This is a genomic window from Hymenobacter aerophilus DSM 13606, from assembly GCF_000382225.1.
Classification (GTDB): domain Bacteria; phylum Bacteroidota; class Bacteroidia; order Cytophagales; family Hymenobacteraceae; genus Hymenobacter; species Hymenobacter aerophilus.
Genome location: NZ_KB907801.1, coordinates 257083 through 277077 on the forward strand (window position 1 = coordinate 257083; position 19995 = coordinate 277077).

Sequence of the window (19995 nt, forward strand, 5' to 3'; positions counted from 1 at the left end):
GCTGATGCTATTAGCCGCGCTGCTGTTTGCGGCCCAAACGGCCCTGGGGGCCGGTGAACCTATCTACTCGTCGGGCGGGGCTAAAGGCACGAGCACAAGCACTTCCGGGTTTTGTGTGCTGTGCACTGGAGGTGTCATCAATAAGGCGCTGGCTGCTGATGGTGATTTCAATACAGCAGCTACTATCCAGATACCGGTTTCACTATTAGGAGGAACGGTAAGATTGCGGATGGATTTGGCGGAGGAAGCCCCCAACAATTACCGCGCTGGCGTAGTAGTAAGGCGTAATGGTGCGTTGTTAGGCTTGCTGGGGACAGATATAGCGGGCGGCCTCCGGCTACGCACATTCCGGAAGGCAGCCTTACAGGAGTCGGTGCCGGTTAGTGCAGGCCTAGTGAAAGCTGCGCTAGGACAGGCAGGCGATGCGGTACGGCTCGAATTTATAGCAACCAAGCCTTTTGACCAGATTGAACTAGAGGCTGGTTCTTTACTTTCGGTGGGCTTCGACCTCGACGTGCTGTACGCCTACGCCATCGATGCCAACGTCATCGAGAAAACCGAGGGACTGGTTACGCGCTTCGACAGCCCCGCGACCAGCAACTACAGCACCCAGTCAACCGATGATAACGGCCTGCCTCTGTCGCTATGTGTGAACAGTGGCGTAGCCAGCCCGCAGAATGCCGTCGATAATGATCTGACCAACTACGCCACGCTGGTTTCGTTGCTAGGAGTAGATTGTCCCTCTACCCTGCAGGTGCAACTCGAAGGCCCGGCCCCGGCGGGCTACGAAGCGGGTTTTGTGCTGGGTTCGGGTGGCCTGCTCGACTTGAGCGTGCTAGACAACCTGCGCATCACCACCTACCAGGGCGGCGTGAAGCAGGAACAGGCCATCGGCCGCAACCTGCTGCGCTTGGAGGTGCTGCCCAACGGCCAGACCGTGGTGCGCTTCACCACCACCAAGCCCTTCGACCGGGTAGAGCTGCAGCGCACGAGCCTGATGGGCGCCCTCGACAACCTGAAAGTGTACTACGGCTTCGGCGTAACGCCCAGCACCTTCCGCGACCAGAACCCCCAGCTATCGGCTTTTGCTACCCCGAGTCTGAACAATGACTATCAAGTGAGTGGCACGCCCGGCCTCATCAGCAACCCGCAGCTGGCCGCCGACAATGACCTGAGCGGCAATGCCGCCAGCGTGGGCAGCTTAGTGGGTCTGCTGACTGCGCCGCGTCTGAAGCTGCGCCTCGACGGGCCCGGCAAGGCTGGCAACACGGCCGGCGTGGTGCTGGGCCGGGGTACTGGGCTACTGGATGCCGAGGTGCTGAAAAGCGTACGCATCAGAACTTACAGCGGCGCTAATGGCGGTACTTTGGTAGAAACGGCTACGGGCGCCAGCCTGCTGAATGTGGAACTGCTGGCCGGCGGCCGCAGCGAGGTGTCATTCCTGACCACCCAGGATTTTGACTGGGTGGAAGTGGAATTCTTGACGGGCGTAGAACTGCTGAACAATACCAACGTGTACTACGCCTTCGCCGAAGACCGGCCTACCGGCTTCCCGACTACTTTCGTGACGCCTACCGGCCCGCTGCCCGTGCAGCTGACTGCCTTTGCCGCCCGTGCCCGCGGCCTGGCTGTGGAGGTAAGCTGGGAAACGGCTACCGAAGTCAATAGCCACTATTTCGAGGTGGAGCGCTCGGCCGAAGCGGGCCGGGGCTTTGTGGCCGTGGGCCGCCAGCAGGCCGCCGGCACCAGCAACGGCAACCAGTACTATAGCCTCACCGATGCCGCTGCGGCCCAATTGCCGGCCGGCGTGCTCTATTACCGCCTGCGCCAGGTCGACCTCGATGGCACCGAAACCTACTCGCAGGTGGCAGCGGTAACGCGCCAGGCGGCGGCTGTAGCATTGGCCCTATACCCCAACCCTGCCGCGGCGGGCGAGCAGCTGCGTATCGGGGGGCTGCCGGCGCCGATTGAGGGCGGCTATGAACTGCTGCTGTATTCCATGCAGGGGGCGCTGGTAAGCCGTCAGCCGCTGCGTGGTACGGCGGCCGAAGTAGCGGTTCCCAACCTGGGACCGGGCGTGTACCAGGCCGTGGTGCGCGACGCAGCCGGCCGGCTGGTAGGTCGGCAGCGGCTGGCCCTGACGCAGGGCCGTTGAGGCTAGTGGTGCCACGCGCAGGGACGGCGAAAGCAAAATTATTAGTGGTGTACTATTTATTCGGCTGATGGCTATGGGAGCCGGAAAGTCCCGCTGGCTGCAAGCCGGTGGGACTTTCCGCATTATAGGGGCTGGCCGGGCAGTGGGGGGGGCAGGTGATGGTAACATTCCGGTAACATTGGAGTACAACCAGCTTGGCAACTTTGTAAGCGTCTTGCATTTCCCACCATCTTACCACTGTTCTATGTCGCGTACCATTTCCCGCATGCTGGGCCTGGTTTTGCTCAGCAGCCTGGCCATTTCCTGCTCCAAAGAAGCCATTGAGCCCGCCGGCCCCGGCGTTGGCTCACAAGTTGCCGACAGCACCAGCGCTACCCGCGACAACAACCTGGCCCTGGGCAACCCCAGCGGCGCCAAAACCGACACCAAGTTCTACTGGAACTACCTCGTCACAAAGTCGCAGTACAGCCTGTCGTACCACCGCGACCGGGGCACGCCCAACTGGGTGAGTTGGCACCTGAGCAGCGCCTGGCTCGGCAGCACCCCGCGCCAGGACAACTTCGGGCCCGACAACTCGCTGCCCAGCGGCTGGTATCGCGTCAGCAGCAGCAGCTATTCGGGCTCCGGCTTCGACCGCGGCCATAACTGCCCCTCGGCCGACCGCACCGGCTCGAAGGCCGATAACTCGGCCACCTTCCTGATGGATAACATGATGCCTCAGGCCCCCAACAACAACCAGCGCACCTGGGCCGGGCTCGAAAACTACTGCCGCACGCTCGTTAATGCGGGCAACGAGCTTTACATCATTGCCGGCAGCTACGGCAAAGGCGGCACCGGCTCGGCCGGCTACAAAACCACCCTCGACCAGGGCCGCGTAACCGTGCCCGCCCGCTGCTGGAAAGTGGTGGTAGTGCTGCCGGTGGGCTCCAACGATGCCGCCCGCGTAACGAGCAGCACCCGCGTTATTGCCATCGACACGCCCAACGACAACGGCATCAGCACCACCTGGGGCAGCTACCGCACCAGCGTCGATGCCATTGAGAAGGCCACCGGCTACGACCTGCTATCGGCTGTATCGGCCAGCGTACAGGCCACCATTGAGGCCCGCGTAGACAACGGCCCCACCAGCTGATGTAACCGCTTCCGGGAGCTTACCAACCCATCGTATTCGGCAAGTGCCTAACGAAAAAGTCGGCCGCGTTGTAACGCGGCCGACTTTTTCGTTCTTGCGCGAACTGAGCCGCTTATTGCGCGCCTACCTGTTCGTCGGCTACGCCCACGTGGTCGTCGGCGGGCTGGCTGTTCATGAACGAGCGGAACGACATGGCCGCCTCGCTGGCCAGCGAAGTGGCCTGGGCCCCCAGGCGGCGGTCGTTGTGGGTTTTGGCGTTGCTGCGGGCGGCCCGCAGCTCGGTCTGGTACTGCTCCAGTGGCACCCGCTGCGTGGGGTTGGCCGGGTCGGGCAGCACCTCAAACGAACTGACGTGGTAGGTGTAGCCGTTGTCGGTGGCCTGGAAACGGAACGTGAACAGCACGGTCAGGTTCTGGTCTTTGCCCCGGTCGTCCACGGGCTTTAGCGTGCCGGTGCCCGTTACCCGAATAGCCCCGCTGGCTGGCTCGGCTACTAGGCCGCTGGTGGGGGCGTAGGTGAACTTGTTACGGGCCCAGTCGAGGGCGCGGGTGTAAAGTGCGCTTCGGCCGGCGCCTTCCTGCACCACCTTCTCGGCATAATCGACCCGCTCGGGGGCCTGACCGCGGGTTGCCAGCGGCATGGCCAGGGTGCCCGCCAGTAAAAGCGGAAGTAGTATTTTATTCATAGCATTCAGAAGGAAAGAAAGAACAAGGGCTTTAAAAGCAGGCTTTTAGCAAAAGTAAACGCTAAATCCAATTCAGCAACAAACAGGCCGATTGTGATTATGTTAAGATTCCCGGTGCGCTATCCAGCAGTTGCCCAAGTGAGCCTATTGAACCAAACGAAAAATTGCGCCAAGTCCTGCTGCAACACTAGGGCCCGAGCGTGCCGGCCGGGGTAAGGTGGGCGCAGCTGAATTGGGGCAAAAGCAGGAAGCGGGTAAAGGAGCAAGTGGTGTTTTCTCTCCTATATAGTGCAGAATCGCGGAAGGCTAATCCGAATTATTGAACTATTCCGGTATGAGGGAATAGGGCTATTCGTGTTTGACAGCGGATGAAGGGCAAAGGTAAGATGTTGCCGCCGATAATAGGAGACAGAATGCAGGTTTTAATTTCGTTGATTAACAGCTAAATAAGGGCTAACTGCCTAGAGGGTGGCAATGGAGTAAAAACGATGAGTTAACAATTTGGTAACATAACGGTAACATTGTAAAAGTCGTATAGGTAGAACGAATTGGTACTTTTGTATCGTGCTTCAGCTAAATCAACATTCTTTGATGAAGCGTGGGACCGAGCGAAACGCCGTCCTGCGAGATGACCAGAAGGTCATTCTCTCCTTCGTTTCCCCCACTGATATTTTCGTTTTTCCGGCTTTTCTGCCTTTCACCGCTTCGGTTTTTGAAGCGGTTTTTTTATGCCCGGCCCACTCGGGCGGCGGCGGACCGGAAAGCATCTGACGTCGATTTTTCCTCGTTTTTCAACCTCTACTTTCACCACCCTACATGAACGACAACACTACCCTCGCCCAGCAGATGGTAGCTGCCGCTCCTGCTGCCACCCCTGAATGGAACTCAGGCATGGGCTCCAAACGTGACTCCTGTACCGGCGTGGGTATGGCTCGGGTGGCCCGGTTCATCCTTGGTCAGACCGACATGCTCGACTGCGTCCCCTTCCTCATCAACCGCGAAAACGTCATCTAGCCTTCCTTTCCAGCAAGCGCCCGGTCATTGGCCGGGCGTTTTGCTTTGTGTCAGCGCTCAGCATGACGTTTTTCTAACCGATAACTAACTTACAGCTATGCAACTCGGAACGCTCACTTTACAGAACCCCGTGTGCCTAGCGGCTGCTCCGTGGCAGCTGGCGGGCGAAGGGTACGAACGACTGGGCGCCATCTTCACCCGCACCGTGACGATGGAACCGCAGCCCGGCCATTACGAGGAAGGCATCTGGCAGGTAGCCGACCAGACGCTGCTCAATGCCAGCAACATGCGCACCGAAAGCGCCGAGATTCTGGTGCAGGAATTCCTGCCCGGTCTGCGCCGCTTCGGCGTGCCGGTGCTGGTGAGCATCACGGCCCCCGGCGTGCCGGGCTTCCGCAAAATTGCCCGGTTTCTGGCCCGCGAAGTCGGCAGCCTGATTGCGGGCGTGGAGGTGTACCTGACCCAGCCCGACACCTCGGGCGGCGAGGCGCTGACGGCCGGTTTTGTGCGCGAGGCTACCCAGGCCGTGCGCGACGAACTGGGCCCCAGCGCCGCCGTGATAGTAAAGCTGCCACCCTGGCCCGAGCACATCCGTGGGCTGGCCCTCGGCGCCCAGCAGGGCGGGGCCGATGCCGTGGCCGCCACCAACCTGCTCAAAGCCCTGCACCTGCCCGATGATGCTAGTGCCGCCCCCGTAGCCGGTGGTATTTCGGGCGAGGCGCTGCGGCCAGTGGCCCTGCGCTGCGTGTGGGAGCTGGCCCACGACGAGCGGCTGACGCTGCCCGTGTTCGGTACCGGCGGCATTTTCACGGCCGGCCACGTGACGGATTATCTGCGCTGCGGGGCGGCGGCCGTACAAATTGGCAGCGGCGAGTGGCTGGAACCCGGCCTCTCGGCCCGGCTGGCGGCAGAGTGCGGCAGGCCACCCCACCCCCGGACCCTCCCCTCCGGGAGAGGGGTGCCAGACGCGAGTTTAAAGATTCGTTGAACGCACCCCTCTCCCGGAGGGGAGGGTCCGGGGGTGGGGTGCGCGCCAGCACATTCCGCCCATATTTCCCACTCTCAACCCACTTGTATGCAAAAGCTTCTTCAGCGTATTCAAACGGCCAACTCGCTGCTGTGCGTGGGCCTCGACCCGGTGGGCGACGACGCCCAGGTAGCCCGGCGGCTGGCCGAGGTTGTGGACCAGACCAGCGCCTTTGCCGCTGCTTTCAAGCCCAACCTGGCTTTCTTTCTGAGCCGCGAAAACGGTGTGCAGCTGCTCAAGGAAACCATAAAGCGGATTCCGAAGGATATTCCGGTGATTCTGGACGGTAAGTTCGGCGACATTGCCAGCACGGCCGAGCACTACGCCCGCTTCGCCTACGACGTGGTGGGGGCCGATGCCGTGACGGTAAACCCCTACATGGGTGACGACGCGGTGCGGCCCTTCGTGCGCGAAGGCAAAATGGTGTTTGTGCTGTCGAAAACCAGCAATAAGTCGCAATATTCGATGCAGAACATGGCCCTGACCCGCGGCGGCTCGCTGGCCCACGGCGTAGCCACGGTGGCCTGCCAACTTGATGCCGAAATTGGCGGCATCGGCCTCGTGGTGGGCGCCACTTACCCCGGCGCGCTGGCCGATGTGCGGGCTATCTGCCCCGAGCAGTGGTTTCTGGTGCCCGGCGTGGGTGCCCAGGGCGGCGACCTGTCCGCCACGCTCCGCGCCGGCCTGCGCCCCGACGGCGCCGGTCTGCTCATCAACACCTCCCGCGCCCTCTGGCAGGCCGAAGACGCGGGTGCCACAGCGCGGGAGCTGGTGGCGCAAATCAACGAACTGCGGGCCGTGGGGGTGTAATCCATACCTGTATTATTAAATGTCTATATCAGACAAACGCGAATCGGTAAAGGGCACCTTCGACGTTATCGACAGCTTTGCCATTCTGCGCCGAAATGAATTCTACCTAATCGGGAGACTGGTAGAAGGCGCAATGCAAGCAGGGTGGTATGCCCATATAACCCTGAATGGTTCATTCGCATTGACCCTGAAAATTGAGCGGATAGAGCAGGTTCTTATGAAGGCTCGGGAAGAATATTCTATGCTGGTAGTTAGCGCTGAGGAGGATGTCGTAAATCTTCTTCTGGGTCTTAACATCGGTTTAGAAGCAGTAATTATTTCAACAGAAGGCGAAGAATAAACACCTTAATGACACCTACCCCGCAACCCACCCTCACCCCCAAAACCCTGGAGCAGCAATTGCTGCAGGAAGAAGCGCTGCTGCGCGGGCACTTCCGGCTGTCGTCGGGGCTGCATTCGGACACTTACGTGCAGTGTGCCCGGTTTCTGCGGCGGCCCGAGCTGGCCGCGCCGGCCGCCGCCGAGCTGGCCCGCCAGCTACGGGCCGCTGGTTTCGCGCCCGATTTGGTGGTGGGCCCGGCCATGGGCGGCGTGGTGATGGGCTACGAGCTGGCCCGGCAGCTGGGGGTGCCCGGCATCTTCACCGAGCGCGACGAAAACGGCCAGATGAGTCTGCGCCGCGGCTTTACCATTGAGCCGGGTCAGCAGATTATCATTGCCGAAGACGTGGTGACTACCGGCAAGAGCACCAACGAAGTAGCCCGGCTGCTGACCGAGCTGGGCGGGAAAGTTTTGGCCGTGGTGAGTTTAATTGACCGCACCGGTGGCAATGCTGCGCTGAATTTTCCGAACTTTGCCCTGCTGCCGGTCACGGCGGCCACCTACGCACCCGACGATTGTCCGCTTTGCCGGGCAGGCGTTCCGGTGGTGAAACCTGGCAGTCGGCCGGAAAAAGCGTTTTCTTAAACCTACCGCGGCGGCAACCGGCCCGGCGGCAAGGCATTTTCGGCGTACCCCCGCGTGGGGTAGGCTCCCCACGGTGGCCCTTGCGGAGCCTCGGCGTGGCACCGAAAAATAGATAACACCCCTTCTTTTGGAAGCTACCCAGAGAACCATTCAGCTGCTGCTCCGACCCGACCAACACGATGGTGAGGGCCAGCGCATCGCCGAGGCCGCCCGCCGCCACCTGGGCCTGCACACCGGCCGCGTGCAAAGTACCGCCCTTTACACGGTGCGCTACCCCCTGAGCGACCAGCAGCTGCGCGACTTCGCCACCCGCTGCCTCCAGGACCCGGTGCTGCACGAGGTAGCCTTCGACGAGTTTCGCCACGGCCCCGAATACCGCAGCTACATTCTGGTAGCCAAGCTGCCCGGCGTAACCGACGACGAGGGTATTTCGGCCCAGAACGCGCTCGGCGACCTGCTCAACGAGCCGCTCGACACGCATACCCAGCACATTTTCAGCAAGCGGCTTTACTTCCTCGAAGAAGCCCTGCCCGAAGCCGACCTGCGCCGACTGGCCCAGGAGCTGCTGGGCAACAAGCAAATCAACCGCTTCGAAACCGGCCCCCTCACCGATGGCATCCGCGACTACACGCCGCGGCCCGGTGGCGGGGCCGAGCCCATTACGGAAACCGTGTCGTTGGTCGGCCTCTCCGACGAGCAGCTGGTGCAGCTCTCCAAAGACAACCTGTACGCCCTCAACCTGGAGGAAATGCAGACCGTGCGTGACCATTACGCCGGCATGCAGGCCCAGCGCACGGCCGCCGGGCTGCCCACCGACCCCACGGACTGCGAGTTGGAAATCATTGCCCAAACCTGGTCGGAGCACTGCAAACACAAGGAATTCGCGGCCCTGATTAACTACCGCGACCTGGACACCGGCGAGGCGTTCGAGGTGGATTCGCTGTTCAAAACCTACATTAAGGATGCCACTTCCGAAGTAGACCGGCAGTTGCGGGCCAACGGCAACGACTGGCTGATAAAGGTGTTCTCCGATAACGCCGGGGCCGTGCGCATCAACCCCGAGTCGCTGTTTGTCTGGAAAGTGGAAACCCACAACTCGCCCTCGGCCATCGACCCCTACGGCGGGGCCATTACGGGCATTCTGGGCAACAACCGCGACCCTCTGGCCACTGGCATCGGCGGGGCGCGGCTGCTGTTCAACACCAACGTGCTGTGCTTCGGCGACCCCGAGTTTGACGGTACGCTGCTGAGCAACCAGCTGCACCCGCGCCGCATTTTCGAGGGCGTACGCAAGGGCATCGAGGACGGCGGCAACAAGTCGGGCGTGCCCACCGTGAACGGCAGCATCGTGTTCGATGACCGCTACGCCGGCAAGCCGCTGGTGTACTGCGGCACCGGGGCCGTGCTGCCCATGCAGCTGGATGGCCTCGATTCGTGGGAGAAAAACATCGAGCCCCAGGACCGCATCATCATGGCCGGCGGCCGGGTGGGCAAAGACGGCATCCACGGCGCTACGTTTTCGTCGATTGAGCTGGACGAAACTTCGCCCGCCACGGCCGTGCAGATTGGCTCGCCCATCACCCAGAAGCTGGCCATGGATTTCCTGCTGCTGGCGACCCGCCGCGGCCTCATCCGCTGCAGCACCGACAACGGCGCGGGCGGCCTCTCATCGAGCATAGGCGAGCTGGCCACGATTTCGGGTGGCGCGGTAGTCGAGCTGGCCGACGTGCCGCTCAAGTACCCCGGTCTGCGTCCCTGGGAAATCTTTGTTTCGGAGTCGCAGGAGCGGTTTACGCTGGCCGTGGAGCCAGCCAAAAAGGAGGAATTGCTGGTCCTGGGCCGCGAGATGGAAGTGGAGCTGACCGACATTGGCTACTTCACCGCCAACGGCCACCTCGATGTACGCTTCGCCGACAAGGCGGTGGCGTACATCAACATGGACTTCCTGCACGACGGGGTGCCGCGCAAGGTGCTGGAAGCCGAGTGGAGCAAGCCGGCGCTGAACGAGCCCGCGCTGCCCGCCACCACCGAGTACACCAGCGTCCTTACCCGCCTGCTCGGCAGCCTCAATATCTGCTCGCGCGAATCCGTTATCCGGCAGTACGACCACGAGGTAAAGGGCCGCACGATTATCAAGCCCCTGATGGGCGCCACGGGGCAGGCCCCCCAGGATGCGGCCGTGGTGCGTTTCAACTTTGAGAGCTGGGAGGGCGTGGCCGTGAGCAACGGTATTCTGCCCCGTTTCGGTGATTTGGACCCCTACGCCATGTCGGCGGGCTCGTTTGATGAGGCCGTGCGCCAGATTGTGGCGGTGGGAGGGAAGCTGCCCAACCTGCGCTACGGCGACGGCAACTTCTGGTCCGTCAACGACAACTTCTGCGTGCCCGATTCGGTGTACGACCCCGCAAGCAACCCCGACGGCAAGTTCAAGCTGGCCAAGCTCGTGCGCATGGCCCAGGCCCTGCGCGACGCCACGGCGGCCTACTGCATCCCGCTCACCAGCGGCAAGGACTCGATGAAGAACGACTTCAAGGCCGACGGCGTGAAGATTTCGGTGCCGCCGACCGTTCTGTACTCGATGACCGCCAAAATCGAGGACGTGCGCCGCACCATCACCTCCGACTTCAAACAGGAAGGCGATGTGGTGTGCCTGCTGGGCGAAACCTACGACGAGCTGGGCGGCTCGGAGTTCTACCAGCTCTTCGGCGAGCTGGGCGCCAACGTGCCCCAGGTGCGGTTTGAGCAAGCCAAAGCACTCTACATATTAATAGGAGAGGCCAACGACCAGAACCTGATTCAGAGCTGCCACGATTTATCGGATGGCGGGCTGGCCGTAGCGCTGGCCGAGGCCACGTTTGGTTACGGCTTCGGGGCCGAAGTGGAGCTGCCGGAAGGCCTGCCGGTGCCGGTGCAGCTGTTTTCGGAGTCGCACTCGCGCTTCGTGGCCACGGTGGCTCCGGCCGATGTGGTGGCTTTCGAGCAGCACTTTGGCCCCCGCGCCACCCGCCTGGGCCGCGTAACGGCCGACGGCCAGCTGACGGTACGCCACCAGGGCCAGCCGGTTATTGAAGCCGACTGCGCCGCCCTGCGCCACGAGTGGACCAACGGCCCGGTAAACCGGATTATCGGCTTCGGCCAGCACGAAACCGCGTAGCAGTACTCATGGAAAACGACCAGCAACAGCCAGATCAGCACCCAAATCTGCCCGACCTGAACCTGCCCCCGCGCCCCCGGCCCGAGGACCCCGGCTACGAAATGGTGGACGGCGACGGCAACATTCTGCTGCCCGGCTATAAAAGCGTCGACGGCGGCCACGAGTCCAACGAGCCGCTGAAAAGCAGCCCGGAAGCACAGCCTGACAACTCGCAACTGACAACCGACAACGCCAAGGTTCAGGCGCTCATTCTGACCGGCTTCGGTATCAACTGCGAGGAGGAATTTGCGGCGGCTTACCGGCTGGCGGGCGCCGAGGCTACCGTGGTGCACCTCAATCAGGTGCTGCACGGCCACATCAGCATCCACGATTACGATATCCTCAACTTCCCCGGCGGCTTCTCGTTCGGCGACGATTTAGGCTCGGGCGTGGTGCTGGCCAACAAGCTGCGCTACCGCAAAAACGACCAGGGCCGCACGCTGCTCGACGATATCCGGGAGTTTGTGGCCGGCGGCAAGCACGTGCTCGGCATCTGCAACGGCTTCCAAGTGCTGGTGAAACTGGGCCTGCTGCCCGACTTGGCCGGCACCGTAACGCCCGAAGTCACGCTGACCCACAACGCCTCGGGCCGCTACGAAGACCGCTGGGTGCGGCTCAAAGTCAACCCCGCAAGCAATACGCCCTTCCTGCGCGGCCTCGACACGCTGGAAGTGCCCGTGCGCCACGGTGAGGGCCGCCTGCTCATCGGCAGCCCCGAAACCGCCGCCGCCATCGAAGCCCGGGGCCTCAACTGCCTCAGCTACCTCGACGAGGCCGGCGCGCCCACGGCCAACTACCCGCACAACCCCAACGGCGCCGACCTGCACTGCGCCGGCCTGACCGATACCACCGGCCGCGTGTTCGGCCTGATGCCCCACCCCGAAGCGTTCCTCTCCTTATATAACCACCCCGACTGGGCCCGCCGCAAACGCGCTAACCCGGACCTGAGCGAGGAAGGTGACGGACTGAAGCTGTTCCGGAATATCGTGGAGCATGTGGCCTCGTTGCCTCACCCCCCGACCCCCTCTCCAGGGGGAGAGGGGGAGCCTGGCGCTGAAGAGTTGGGCAACCGGCCACGATTGACTGCGGATAAAAAGCAGTGGTTTGAGCGACTGAAATCCTTTAGTGGAGAAATGCGGCGCGAGCCCACTCCAGCCGAAGATGTCTTGTGGCAGGCGTTGCGAAACCGGCAGCTAAATGACGCCAAATTTCGGCGGCAACATGCCATCGGGAAATTCATTGTAGACTTCATCTGCACCCAACACAACCTGATTGTAGAGGTGGATGGTGAGGTGCATGACGAAACCGGGCAAGCTGAATACGATACTGGTCGCACCTACGAGCTGGAAGGCATTGGCTACCATGTACTTCGCTTTACCAATGGTCAGGTGCTTCACCAGCTGCCTACTGTGTTGCAAAAAATCAGCGAAGCTCTCCTCCAGCATTCTTTAAAGAACTAATGTCGTCTGACACCCCCTCTCCCCCTGGAGAGGGGGCCGGGGGGTGAGTCAACCAACCGAACGAATCCATCAACGCTCCATTACATGAACACGCTCGACCACTTCGCCACTCCCCAGCTGGAACTGTTGCACCGCGGCAAAGTGCGCGACTCGTACCGGGCACCCTCGGGCGAGCGGCTGCTGGTGGTAACCGACCGGCTGTCGGCCTTCGACTCGGTGCTCGATACGCCCGTGGCCTACAAGGGGGCGGTGCTGAACGGGCTGGCCGCGTTCTGGTTCGATAAAACGAAGCACATCGTGCCCAACCACGTCATCAAGCTGCTCGACCCCAACGTGACGCTGGCCCACGAGGCCGAGCCGATTCGGGTGGAGATGATTGTGCGCAACTACATTACCGGCTCGATGCTGCGCGGCTACCAGCAGGGCCAGCGCACCTTTTCGGGCGTAACGGTGCCCGACGGCCTGACCAAGCACCAGCAGTTCCCGGAGCCCATCGTCACGCCTACTACCAAAGAGGAATCGGACCGCGAGATTACGCCCGAGAGCCTGGTGAGCGAAGGGTGGGTGTCGGCCGACTTGTACGAGCAGATGCGGGTAAAGGCCCTGGAGCTGTTCAATTTCGCCTCCGAGTGGATGGCCGAGCGGGGCATCATCCTGGTGGATACCAAGTATGAGTTCGGCTTGCTCGATGGGCAGCTGATTCTGATTGACGAAATCCACACGCCCGACTCGTCGCGGTTCTGGAGCGCCGACGACTACGCCCGCAACCCCGAAGCCGTGGAGCAGATGGACAAGGAGTACGTGCGCCAGTGGCTCATTGCCAACAAGCAGGACGGCCAGTACCCGCGCGCCCTTACGCCCGAAGTGGCCGCCGAAGCCACCCGCCGCTACCTCGACATCTACGAGCGGATAACCGGCGCGCCGCTGTCCATAGCCGACGAAACTACCGGCGACGTGCGCACCCGCCTCGTGGGCAACCTCGTGCGGGCCGGTATTATGAAGCATGAAAGTGAATCTTAAGCGAAAACGAATTTGACAGCTCCTAAACCCATAGTCCTGCTCGGCGGCGGGGCCCGCGAGCATGCCCTGGCCTGGAAACTCACCCAGGACGGCGCCACCGTGCACGTGCTGCCCGGCAACGCCGGCATCCCCAACAGTCACCCCGATATCAGTGCCCTCGACTTCCCGGCCATCAAGCAGTTTTGCGAAGAACACGACGCCAAGCTGGTGGTGGTGGGCCCCGAAGCCCCGCTGGCGGCCGGCGTCACCGACTACTTCGCCGGCTCCGATATTCGGGTGTTTGGGCCAGGCCGGGCGGGCGCTACGCTGGAAAGCTCGAAGGTGTGGAGCAAGAACTTCATGCGCCGCCACGGCGTGGCCACGGCCCAGTCGTGGCAGTTCCGGAGTGATAAGCTGGCCGAAGCCCGCGCCAAAGCGGCCGAGCTGCATGGGCAGGTAGTGGTAAAGTTCGACGGGCTGGCGGCCGGCAAAGGCGTGTACGTGTGCTCTTCCGTAGAAGAAGCCCATGCGGCGCTGGATGACCTGGAGGCCCAGCACAGCGGCTGGTTCAGCTTCCTGCTCGAAGAAAAGCTCAGCGGCCCCGAAATCAGCATCATCGGCATCACTGACGGCAACCGCATCCGCCTGCTCAGCCCCTCCCAGGACCACAAGCAGCTGCTGGCTGGCGACCAGGGCCCCAACACCGGCGGCATGGGCGCCTACTGCCCGGTGCCCTTCGCCGACGACAATATCCTGGCCGCCATCCGCACCCAGATTATCGACCCCACGCTGGAAGGTATTCAGGCCGAACAGTTTGATTTCAAGGGCTTCCTGTACTTCGGCATCATGCTCACGCCCCAGGGCCCCAAGCTGCTCGAATACAACGCCCGCCTCGGCGACCCCGAGGCCGAAGTGCTGCTGCCCGCCCTGCAAAGCAGCCTGCTGGAACTCATCGAAGCTGCTCTTGATGGCACGCTGGCCCAGACCACCGTGCGCCAGCGCCCCGGCCATTACGTGGGCGTGGTGCTGGCCTCGGGCGGCTATCCGGCCAGTGGCTTTCCGACTGGTTTTCCCATCATGGGCCTTGCCGAGCTGCACCCTGGCATCCTCGCGTTTCATGGGGCCACCAAGCGTAATTCGGCGGGCGAGCTGACGACCAACGGCGGCCGGGTGCTGGTGCTGGTGGGCCACGGTGCCACGCTGGAAGACGCCGTGCAGTACGTGTACCGCGAAGCGGCCCGGGTCACGTTCCAGGATATGTACCTCCGCCCTGATATCGGCCAACGGCCGGAACCCGTCCTTGCAACCAACTGGTAACCATAGCGCCCCTAAGGCCCGGCTGGCCATCCTGCTTTCGGGCCGGGGCTCGAACATGGTGGCGCTGGTAACGGCCGCCCAGACCGGCATTCTGCGCGATTTGGCCGAGGTGGCGGTGGTGTTCAGCAACCACCCCGAGGCGCCCGGCCTGGCCACGGCCGCCGCGCTGGCCTGCCCCACGGCCAGCCTCAGCAGCCAGGGCCGGAAGCGGGCCGAGTTCGACGCCGAGGTGGTGGAAATTCTGCGCCAATACCGGCCCGATTATGTGGTGCTGGCCGGCTACATGCGCATCCTCTCGCCCACGTTTGTGCGCGCCTTCGCGGGCCGCATCCTCAACATTCACCCCGCCGATACCCACCAGCATCAGGGCCTGCACGCCTACGAATGGGCCTTTGATAATCAGCTGGTTGAAACCAAAATAACGGTGCATCTGGTTGATGAGGGGCTGGACACCGGCCCCATTCTGGCCCAGCAAACCGTGGACCTACGCGGAGCCGAAACCCTGGCCGAAGTCGAGCGCCGCGGTTTGCTGGCCGAGCACCAGCTGTACCCCCAAACCCTGGCGGCCCTGCTGCGCGAGGAATTAAAAGTTGAACAGTGACAGGATAGATGAACGTCATGCTGAGCTTGTCGAAGCATCTCTACCGCTTCGTTGTAGTCGATAGGATTAGCATTGCGGTAGAGATGCTTCGACAAGCTCAGCATGACGTTCTTTTCTTCATCTCACTACTCAATACCCACTACTCAATACTAATCCCAGCGCCATGTGCGGAATTGTAGGTTTTTACGGCCCCGAGGATGTTGCCCACGACATCGTGTTTGGCCTGACGGCGCTCCAGCACCGGGGGCAGGACGCGGCCGGCATGGCCACCTTCGACGGTAACTTCCACCTGTGCAAGGGCAACGGGCTGATTTCCGACGTGTTCCGGCCCAAGCAGCTCAAGAAACTCAAGGGCAACATCGGCATCGGCCACGCCCGCTACACCACCCAGGGTTCCAGTGATGCCGAGCTGGCCCAGCCGTTTACCACCAGCTACCCGTTTGGGCTGGCCATGGTGCACAATGGCAACGTCATCAACTTCCGCTCGGCGGCCAAGCGCCTGCACGAAAAGTACCACGTGCTGCCCAAAACCAGCAACGACCTGGAGCTGATCATGTACACCTTCGCCTCCGAGCTGCGCCTCAAAAACCTCGATGCGCTGTCGGTAGTCGATATTTTTGATGCTGTCGAAACCACCCAGGAGCTGGTGAAGGGCGCCTACGCCACCGTTACCATCATTGCCGGCCACGGCATGCTGGCCTTCACCGACCCGCTGGGCATCCGGCCGCTGGTGCTGGGCCGCCGCCAGACCGAGGCTGGCCCGGTGTACGCCTTCGTATCCGAAAGCACTTGTTTCGACTACCTGGGCTTCGAGTTCGTGGAGAATGTGGGGCCGGGGCAGGCCATCTTCATCGACCAGAACTTTGAAGTGCACCGCAAGAACCCCTACAGCCTGCCGAAGGCGTTCTGCGTGTTCGAGTACATCTATTTCGCCCGCGAAGACTCCACCATTAATGGCCGGCTGGTAGCCCGCGAGCGGGTGCGGCTGGGCAAAATACTCGCCCGCAAGGTCATCGAGTCGGGTATCCAGCCCGATATGGTGATTGATGTGCCCTCGTCGGGCTACTTCGCGGCGTCGGGGCTGGCCGAGGCCATTGGTGTGCCCTACCGCCGGGCGCTGGTGAAAAACAACCACATGGGCCGCTCGTTCATCGTCAGCTCCCAGGCCGGCCGCGAGGACATCGTGCGCAAAAAGCTCAACCCCATCCGTGAGTTCGTGGAGGGCAAAAAGGTGGCCGTCGTCGATGACAGCATTGTGCGCGGCACCACCTCGCGGCGCATCGTGCGCATCCTGCGCGAGGCGGGCGCTTCGAAGGTGTACTTTATCAGCAGCGCCCCGCCCATTGTTGCGCCCTGCATCTACGGCATCGATATGGCCATGAGCACCGAGCTGATTGCGGCCAACTACACCGAGGAGGAAATCTGCCGCTACATCGAGGCCGACAAGGTGATTTACCAGTCAGTAGAAGACCTGCAGGAGCTGTTTGCCGAGGACAAGGGCCACGGCGGCGGCTGCTTTGCCTGCTTCACCGGCAACTACCCCACCGGCGACATCACCAAATACCTGGGCCACATCCAGGAGGAGCGCGAAAGCCACCGCATTGACCGAAGAAAGGACGCTGGCGGCCTCGTGCCCTCCGTAAGCGCCAAGGCCCCGGCCCCGACTGAACATTGATTAAGAAGTGAGAAATTAGAGGTAGGAGGTGATAATGATTAACCCTCAGTCCTGCTGCTTAAATCACTCGTAAGCTACATGAAGCTGCTACCATTTATACTTATCGGATTAAGCCCCTGTATTGCGAAAGCGCAAGAAGTGGCTGTGCCTGGTAAGCCGGTCGAGATAAAGCTGCTTATGTCAGTGGCGGAAGTTCTGAGCAATTCGGTTAACGCCAAATACATGGTGTTGAAAAGCCGCACATCAGTTTACCATCAACCTGCTGATACTGTTAATAGTCGCCATGCTGTTAGGCTATTCCCCGGTACAAAAATTTACATCAGGAAGTACCTACCAAGTGGCTTTATGATAGACTTGGGGTTTGCCGGTGACGAACGTTATTATCTGCCGGCAAAGTCAGCAAAAGGCCTGCAAACATTCGTTGAAATTTAAGAAATCACCCAAGCACACATTACAGCCCATTTACACCTTCGTCAGGCTCCCCCTCTCCCGGAGGGGAGGGGGCCGGGGGGTGGGGTCCACCGCATGAACGAATCCATCAAAGCCACCGCCGGCTACTCCATCGAAGAAGGCAACAATGCCTCGCGCAACGCCTACGAGTGGGCCCAGAAAACCTTCGCCACCCGCGCCGGCAAGCCCGGCGAGCCGGCCCGCGACCTGGCCGGGGGGTTCTCCAACGAAATCCGTTTCGGCAACGAGCGGCTGGGCATCGGCTCCGACGGCATCGGCACTAAAATAGAAGTGGCCGAGCGCCTCGACCGCTACGACACGCTGGGCTACGACCTGATTGCGATGGTAGCCGACGACCTCATCGTGGCCGGTTTCGTGCCCACCAACCTCTCCAACATCATCGACGTGAACACGCTCGATTACGCGGTGGTCGATGAGCTCATGCGCGGCCTGCACGACGCGGCCCAGTTCAGCCAGATAGCCGTAACGGGCGGCGAAATTGCCGAGCTCGGCAACCGCATCGGCGGCTACCCCGGCGCCCGCATGAACTTCAACTGGTGCTCAACGGCCGTGGGCGTGCTGCACCCCAGCCTGGAGCGCCCCCTGAGCGGGGCCAACGTGCGCGCCGGGCAGGCCGTGGTGGCATTGCACTCGCCCTCGTTCCGCTCCAACGGCTACTCGCTGGCCCGCCGCGCCCTCACCAAAGCCTTCGGCGAAAAGTGGCACGAGGCGCCTTACGGCGAAGTAGAAAGCCAAAGCGAAAAAGTCAAAGCTGAGCAGCAATTCACCCAGCACGAAAAGCTAACCGCTAATAGCTCTCAGCTAACCGCTAAGACCTGGGGCGAGGTGATGCTGGCGCCTTCGCTCATCTACTCGCCGGGCGTGGCAGCAGTGCTCGATGCGGGCCTGCCGCTGCACGCCGCCGCCCACATCACCGGCGGCGGCCTGGCCGATAACTTCAAGCGGGTGCTCAAAAACGGCGTTGGCGCCGAACTCGACAACCTGTTCGAGCCGCTGCCCGCCATGCAGCAGCTCGCCGACCTGGCCGGCATCACGCCCCAAGAAGCATACCTCTACTGGAACATGGGCAACGGCATGTTGCTGGTAACCGACGAAGACCAGGCCGGCGCCGTGGTGGCCAGCCTGCGCGGCAGCGGCTACCGGGCCCAGGTAGCGGGCCGCATCACGGCCGAGCCGGGCGTGACGTTGCGCGTGGGCGCGGGCGAACTGCGCTATACTTACTAACTGTTGTTATAGTACTTTTATAAAGCAACACATGGAACAGAAGCTTCCTATAAAAACCTGAGCCAGAGTAAGCCTTGTAACTATAAGCTCCAGTATGCTATCCATTATTGTCTGCTCTCGTGATGCGCAAGCGTTGGAACTAGTAGCAAAAAGCGTTAAAGAAACGATTGGTATTCCGCACGAAATTATTGGTGTAGATAACAGCGGTGGTCTGTATGGTATTTGCGAAGCTTACAATATTGGGGCCGCACAAAGCCGCTACGAATATCTGTGCTTTATGCACGAAGATATTCTTTTCCATACGGCCGACTGGGGCGCAACAGTAGTAGCTATTCTGGCTGATGCTACGGTAGGGGTGCTGGGCGTGGCTGGTGGTACTTATATGGCCAAAGCGCCGGGGGGCTGGTACGCCCCTGCTGAGATAAAATACCGACGAATGAGCGTCGTGCATACCATCAAGGGCAAGAAAAACCGCTTTGATATACGCCCCAGCAAGGCTACAGTGTTTCCCGTGGCAACCGTAGATGGGCTGTGGATGTGCTGCCGCAAGGCGGTGTGGGCCGAGTTTAACTTTGATCCTGTTACTTTCCCCGCCTTTCATTTTTACGACGCGGATTTTTGCACCCGGGTGTTCAATAAATACAAAAATTACGTCACCTTCGCTATTGCCATTGAGCACTTCTCGGCCGGTTCGCACAATGCGGATTGGTATGAAGGGGCATATCAATATTATACTAAACGGCAGACGTATTTACCCTTCGGCAGCGCTGAAGTTTGTGTGCTCGAAGCAACTACCATAACGCTACAGGTATTTCAGGATTTTATTGCCGAATATATAAAAGTAGGTATGCCGGTTGTGCGCGGCGGCGAGTTGCTGAATAATTGCCTCCAATTAGCACCAGGTAATAGAAAAACCTTGCTGCTGGTAAAGCAATTTCTGAAGCTTAACGGCTACTAGCCTTACGCGGTAGGCCGCATATAGCGGTTTCGTGAACATCTAGCCCATCTTTACGCTTGTGCGACGTGATAGCCGCAGTGGTTGAACCACCCGAGCGCATCAGCGCTGGTAATCCAGTTGACGGCCTCTTGCAGCGCGTCGATTAACGCCTCGCGGGTGCGGGCCTGTGCCGCCCGTAGCTTGGTTTTGAGCTTGCTCCAAGCCTGCTCGACGGGGGTGAAGTCGGGCGAGTAGGGCGGCAGAAACAGCAGTTCCACGCCCCGCCCGGCTAGCCACTGTTTTACCCCACTAAGTTTATGGGCCGATGC

The 19995-nt window shown here is 61.3% G+C and carries 18 protein-coding genes; 16 read left to right on the forward strand and 2 right to left on the reverse strand.

Going from position 1 to position 19995, the window contains the following annotated elements; all coding sequences use genetic code 11:
- Positions 1-496: 496 nt before the first annotated feature.
- Together H145_RS22435 and H145_RS0102640 are read left to right on the forward strand one after the other, a co-directional pair.
- Positions 497-2155, forward strand: a complete 1659-nt coding sequence (locus H145_RS22435; RefSeq protein ID WP_019946585.1) for a fibronectin type III domain-containing protein — start codon at positions 497-499, stop codon at positions 2153-2155.
- 244 nt (positions 2156-2399) lie between these two features.
- Positions 2400-3287 carry a DNA/RNA non-specific endonuclease gene (locus tag H145_RS0102640; protein WP_019946586.1) on the forward strand — a complete coding sequence of 296 codons (888 nt, stop codon included), beginning with the start codon at positions 2400-2402 and terminating at the stop codon, positions 3285-3287.
- A gap of 112 nt (positions 3288-3399) precedes the next feature.
- Here the strand turns inward: H145_RS0102640 and H145_RS0102645 are convergent, their stop codons facing one another.
- Positions 3400-3972: a DUF4468 domain-containing protein gene (locus H145_RS0102645; RefSeq protein ID WP_083937645.1), complete on the reverse strand. Its 573-nt coding sequence runs from the start codon at positions 3970-3972 to the stop codon at positions 3400-3402.
- Positions 3973-4788: 816 nt separating this feature from the next.
- Between H145_RS0102645 and H145_RS0102650 the strand changes: the two genes are divergently transcribed.
- From H145_RS0102650 to H145_RS0102710, 14 genes are all read left to right on the forward strand, one after another.
- A complete protein-coding gene (locus H145_RS0102650) occupies positions 4789-4986 on the forward strand; it encodes a hypothetical protein (RefSeq protein ID WP_019946589.1) in 198 nt (65 codons plus the stop codon).
- A 97-nt stretch (positions 4987-5083) separates the two neighbouring features.
- The gene (locus H145_RS0102655) at positions 5084-5974 is read left to right on the forward strand and encodes a dihydroorotate dehydrogenase (RefSeq protein WP_019946590.1); all 891 of its coding nucleotides are present in this window, start codon (positions 5084-5086) and stop codon (positions 5972-5974) included.
- Between the two features lie 87 nt (positions 5975-6061).
- Positions 6062-6823, forward strand: a complete 762-nt coding sequence (gene pyrF, locus H145_RS0102660) for an orotidine-5'-phosphate decarboxylase (protein WP_019946591.1) — start codon at positions 6062-6064, stop codon at positions 6821-6823.
- Between the two features lie 19 nt (positions 6824-6842).
- Positions 6843-7163, forward strand: coding sequence for a hypothetical protein (locus H145_RS0102665; RefSeq protein WP_019946592.1), 321 nt, complete (start codon positions 6843-6845; stop codon positions 7161-7163).
- A gap of 8 nt (positions 7164-7171) precedes the next feature.
- Positions 7172-7789, forward strand: a complete 618-nt coding sequence (gene pyrE, locus H145_RS0102670; RefSeq protein ID WP_019946593.1) for an orotate phosphoribosyltransferase — start codon at positions 7172-7174, stop codon at positions 7787-7789.
- 127 nt (positions 7790-7916) lie between these two features.
- Positions 7917-10943: a phosphoribosylformylglycinamidine synthase subunit PurL gene (locus tag H145_RS0102675; protein WP_019946594.1), complete on the forward strand. Its 3027-nt coding sequence runs from the start codon at positions 7917-7919 to the stop codon at positions 10941-10943.
- 8 nt (positions 10944-10951) lie between these two features.
- The gene (locus tag H145_RS24575; RefSeq protein WP_019946595.1) at positions 10952-12442 is read left to right on the forward strand and encodes a phosphoribosylformylglycinamidine synthase subunit PurQ; all 1491 of its coding nucleotides are present in this window, start codon (positions 10952-10954) and stop codon (positions 12440-12442) included.
- 84 nt (positions 12443-12526) lie between these two features.
- Positions 12527-13462: a phosphoribosylaminoimidazolesuccinocarboxamide synthase gene (locus H145_RS0102685; protein WP_019946596.1), complete on the forward strand. Its 936-nt coding sequence runs from the start codon at positions 12527-12529 to the stop codon at positions 13460-13462.
- A gap of 12 nt (positions 13463-13474) precedes the next feature.
- Positions 13475-14758: a phosphoribosylamine--glycine ligase gene (purD, locus tag H145_RS0102690; protein WP_019946597.1), complete on the forward strand. Its 1284-nt coding sequence runs from the start codon at positions 13475-13477 to the stop codon at positions 14756-14758.
- Positions 14742-15359, forward strand: a complete 618-nt coding sequence (gene purN / locus H145_RS0102695) for a phosphoribosylglycinamide formyltransferase (RefSeq protein WP_205619290.1) — start codon at positions 14742-14744, stop codon at positions 15357-15359. Before purD ends, purN begins: the two co-directional genes overlap by 17 nt.
- 163 nt (positions 15360-15522) lie before the next feature.
- Complete coding sequence (purF, locus tag H145_RS0102700) at positions 15523-17034, forward strand: amidophosphoribosyltransferase (protein ID WP_019946599.1); 1512 nt, start codon at positions 15523-15525, stop codon at positions 17032-17034.
- A 78-nt stretch (positions 17035-17112) separates the two neighbouring features.
- Positions 17113-17466: a hypothetical protein gene (locus tag H145_RS23890; protein ID WP_157541020.1), complete on the forward strand. Its 354-nt coding sequence runs from the start codon at positions 17113-17115 to the stop codon at positions 17464-17466.
- A 93-nt stretch (positions 17467-17559) separates the two neighbouring features.
- The gene (locus H145_RS0102705) at positions 17560-18729 is read left to right on the forward strand and encodes an AIR synthase-related protein (RefSeq protein WP_019946600.1); all 1170 of its coding nucleotides are present in this window, start codon (positions 17560-17562) and stop codon (positions 18727-18729) included.
- A gap of 94 nt (positions 18730-18823) precedes the next feature.
- A complete protein-coding gene (locus H145_RS0102710; protein WP_071595107.1) occupies positions 18824-19687 on the forward strand; it encodes a glycosyltransferase in 864 nt (287 codons plus the stop codon).
- 50 nt (positions 19688-19737) lie between these two features.
- On the opposite strand, the gene H145_RS19670 is transcribed toward H145_RS0102710, so the two are convergent.
- Positions 19738-19995, reverse strand: a 258-nt coding sequence (locus tag H145_RS19670) for a transposase (RefSeq protein ID WP_019946602.1), incomplete at its 5' end; no start/stop codon positions are given.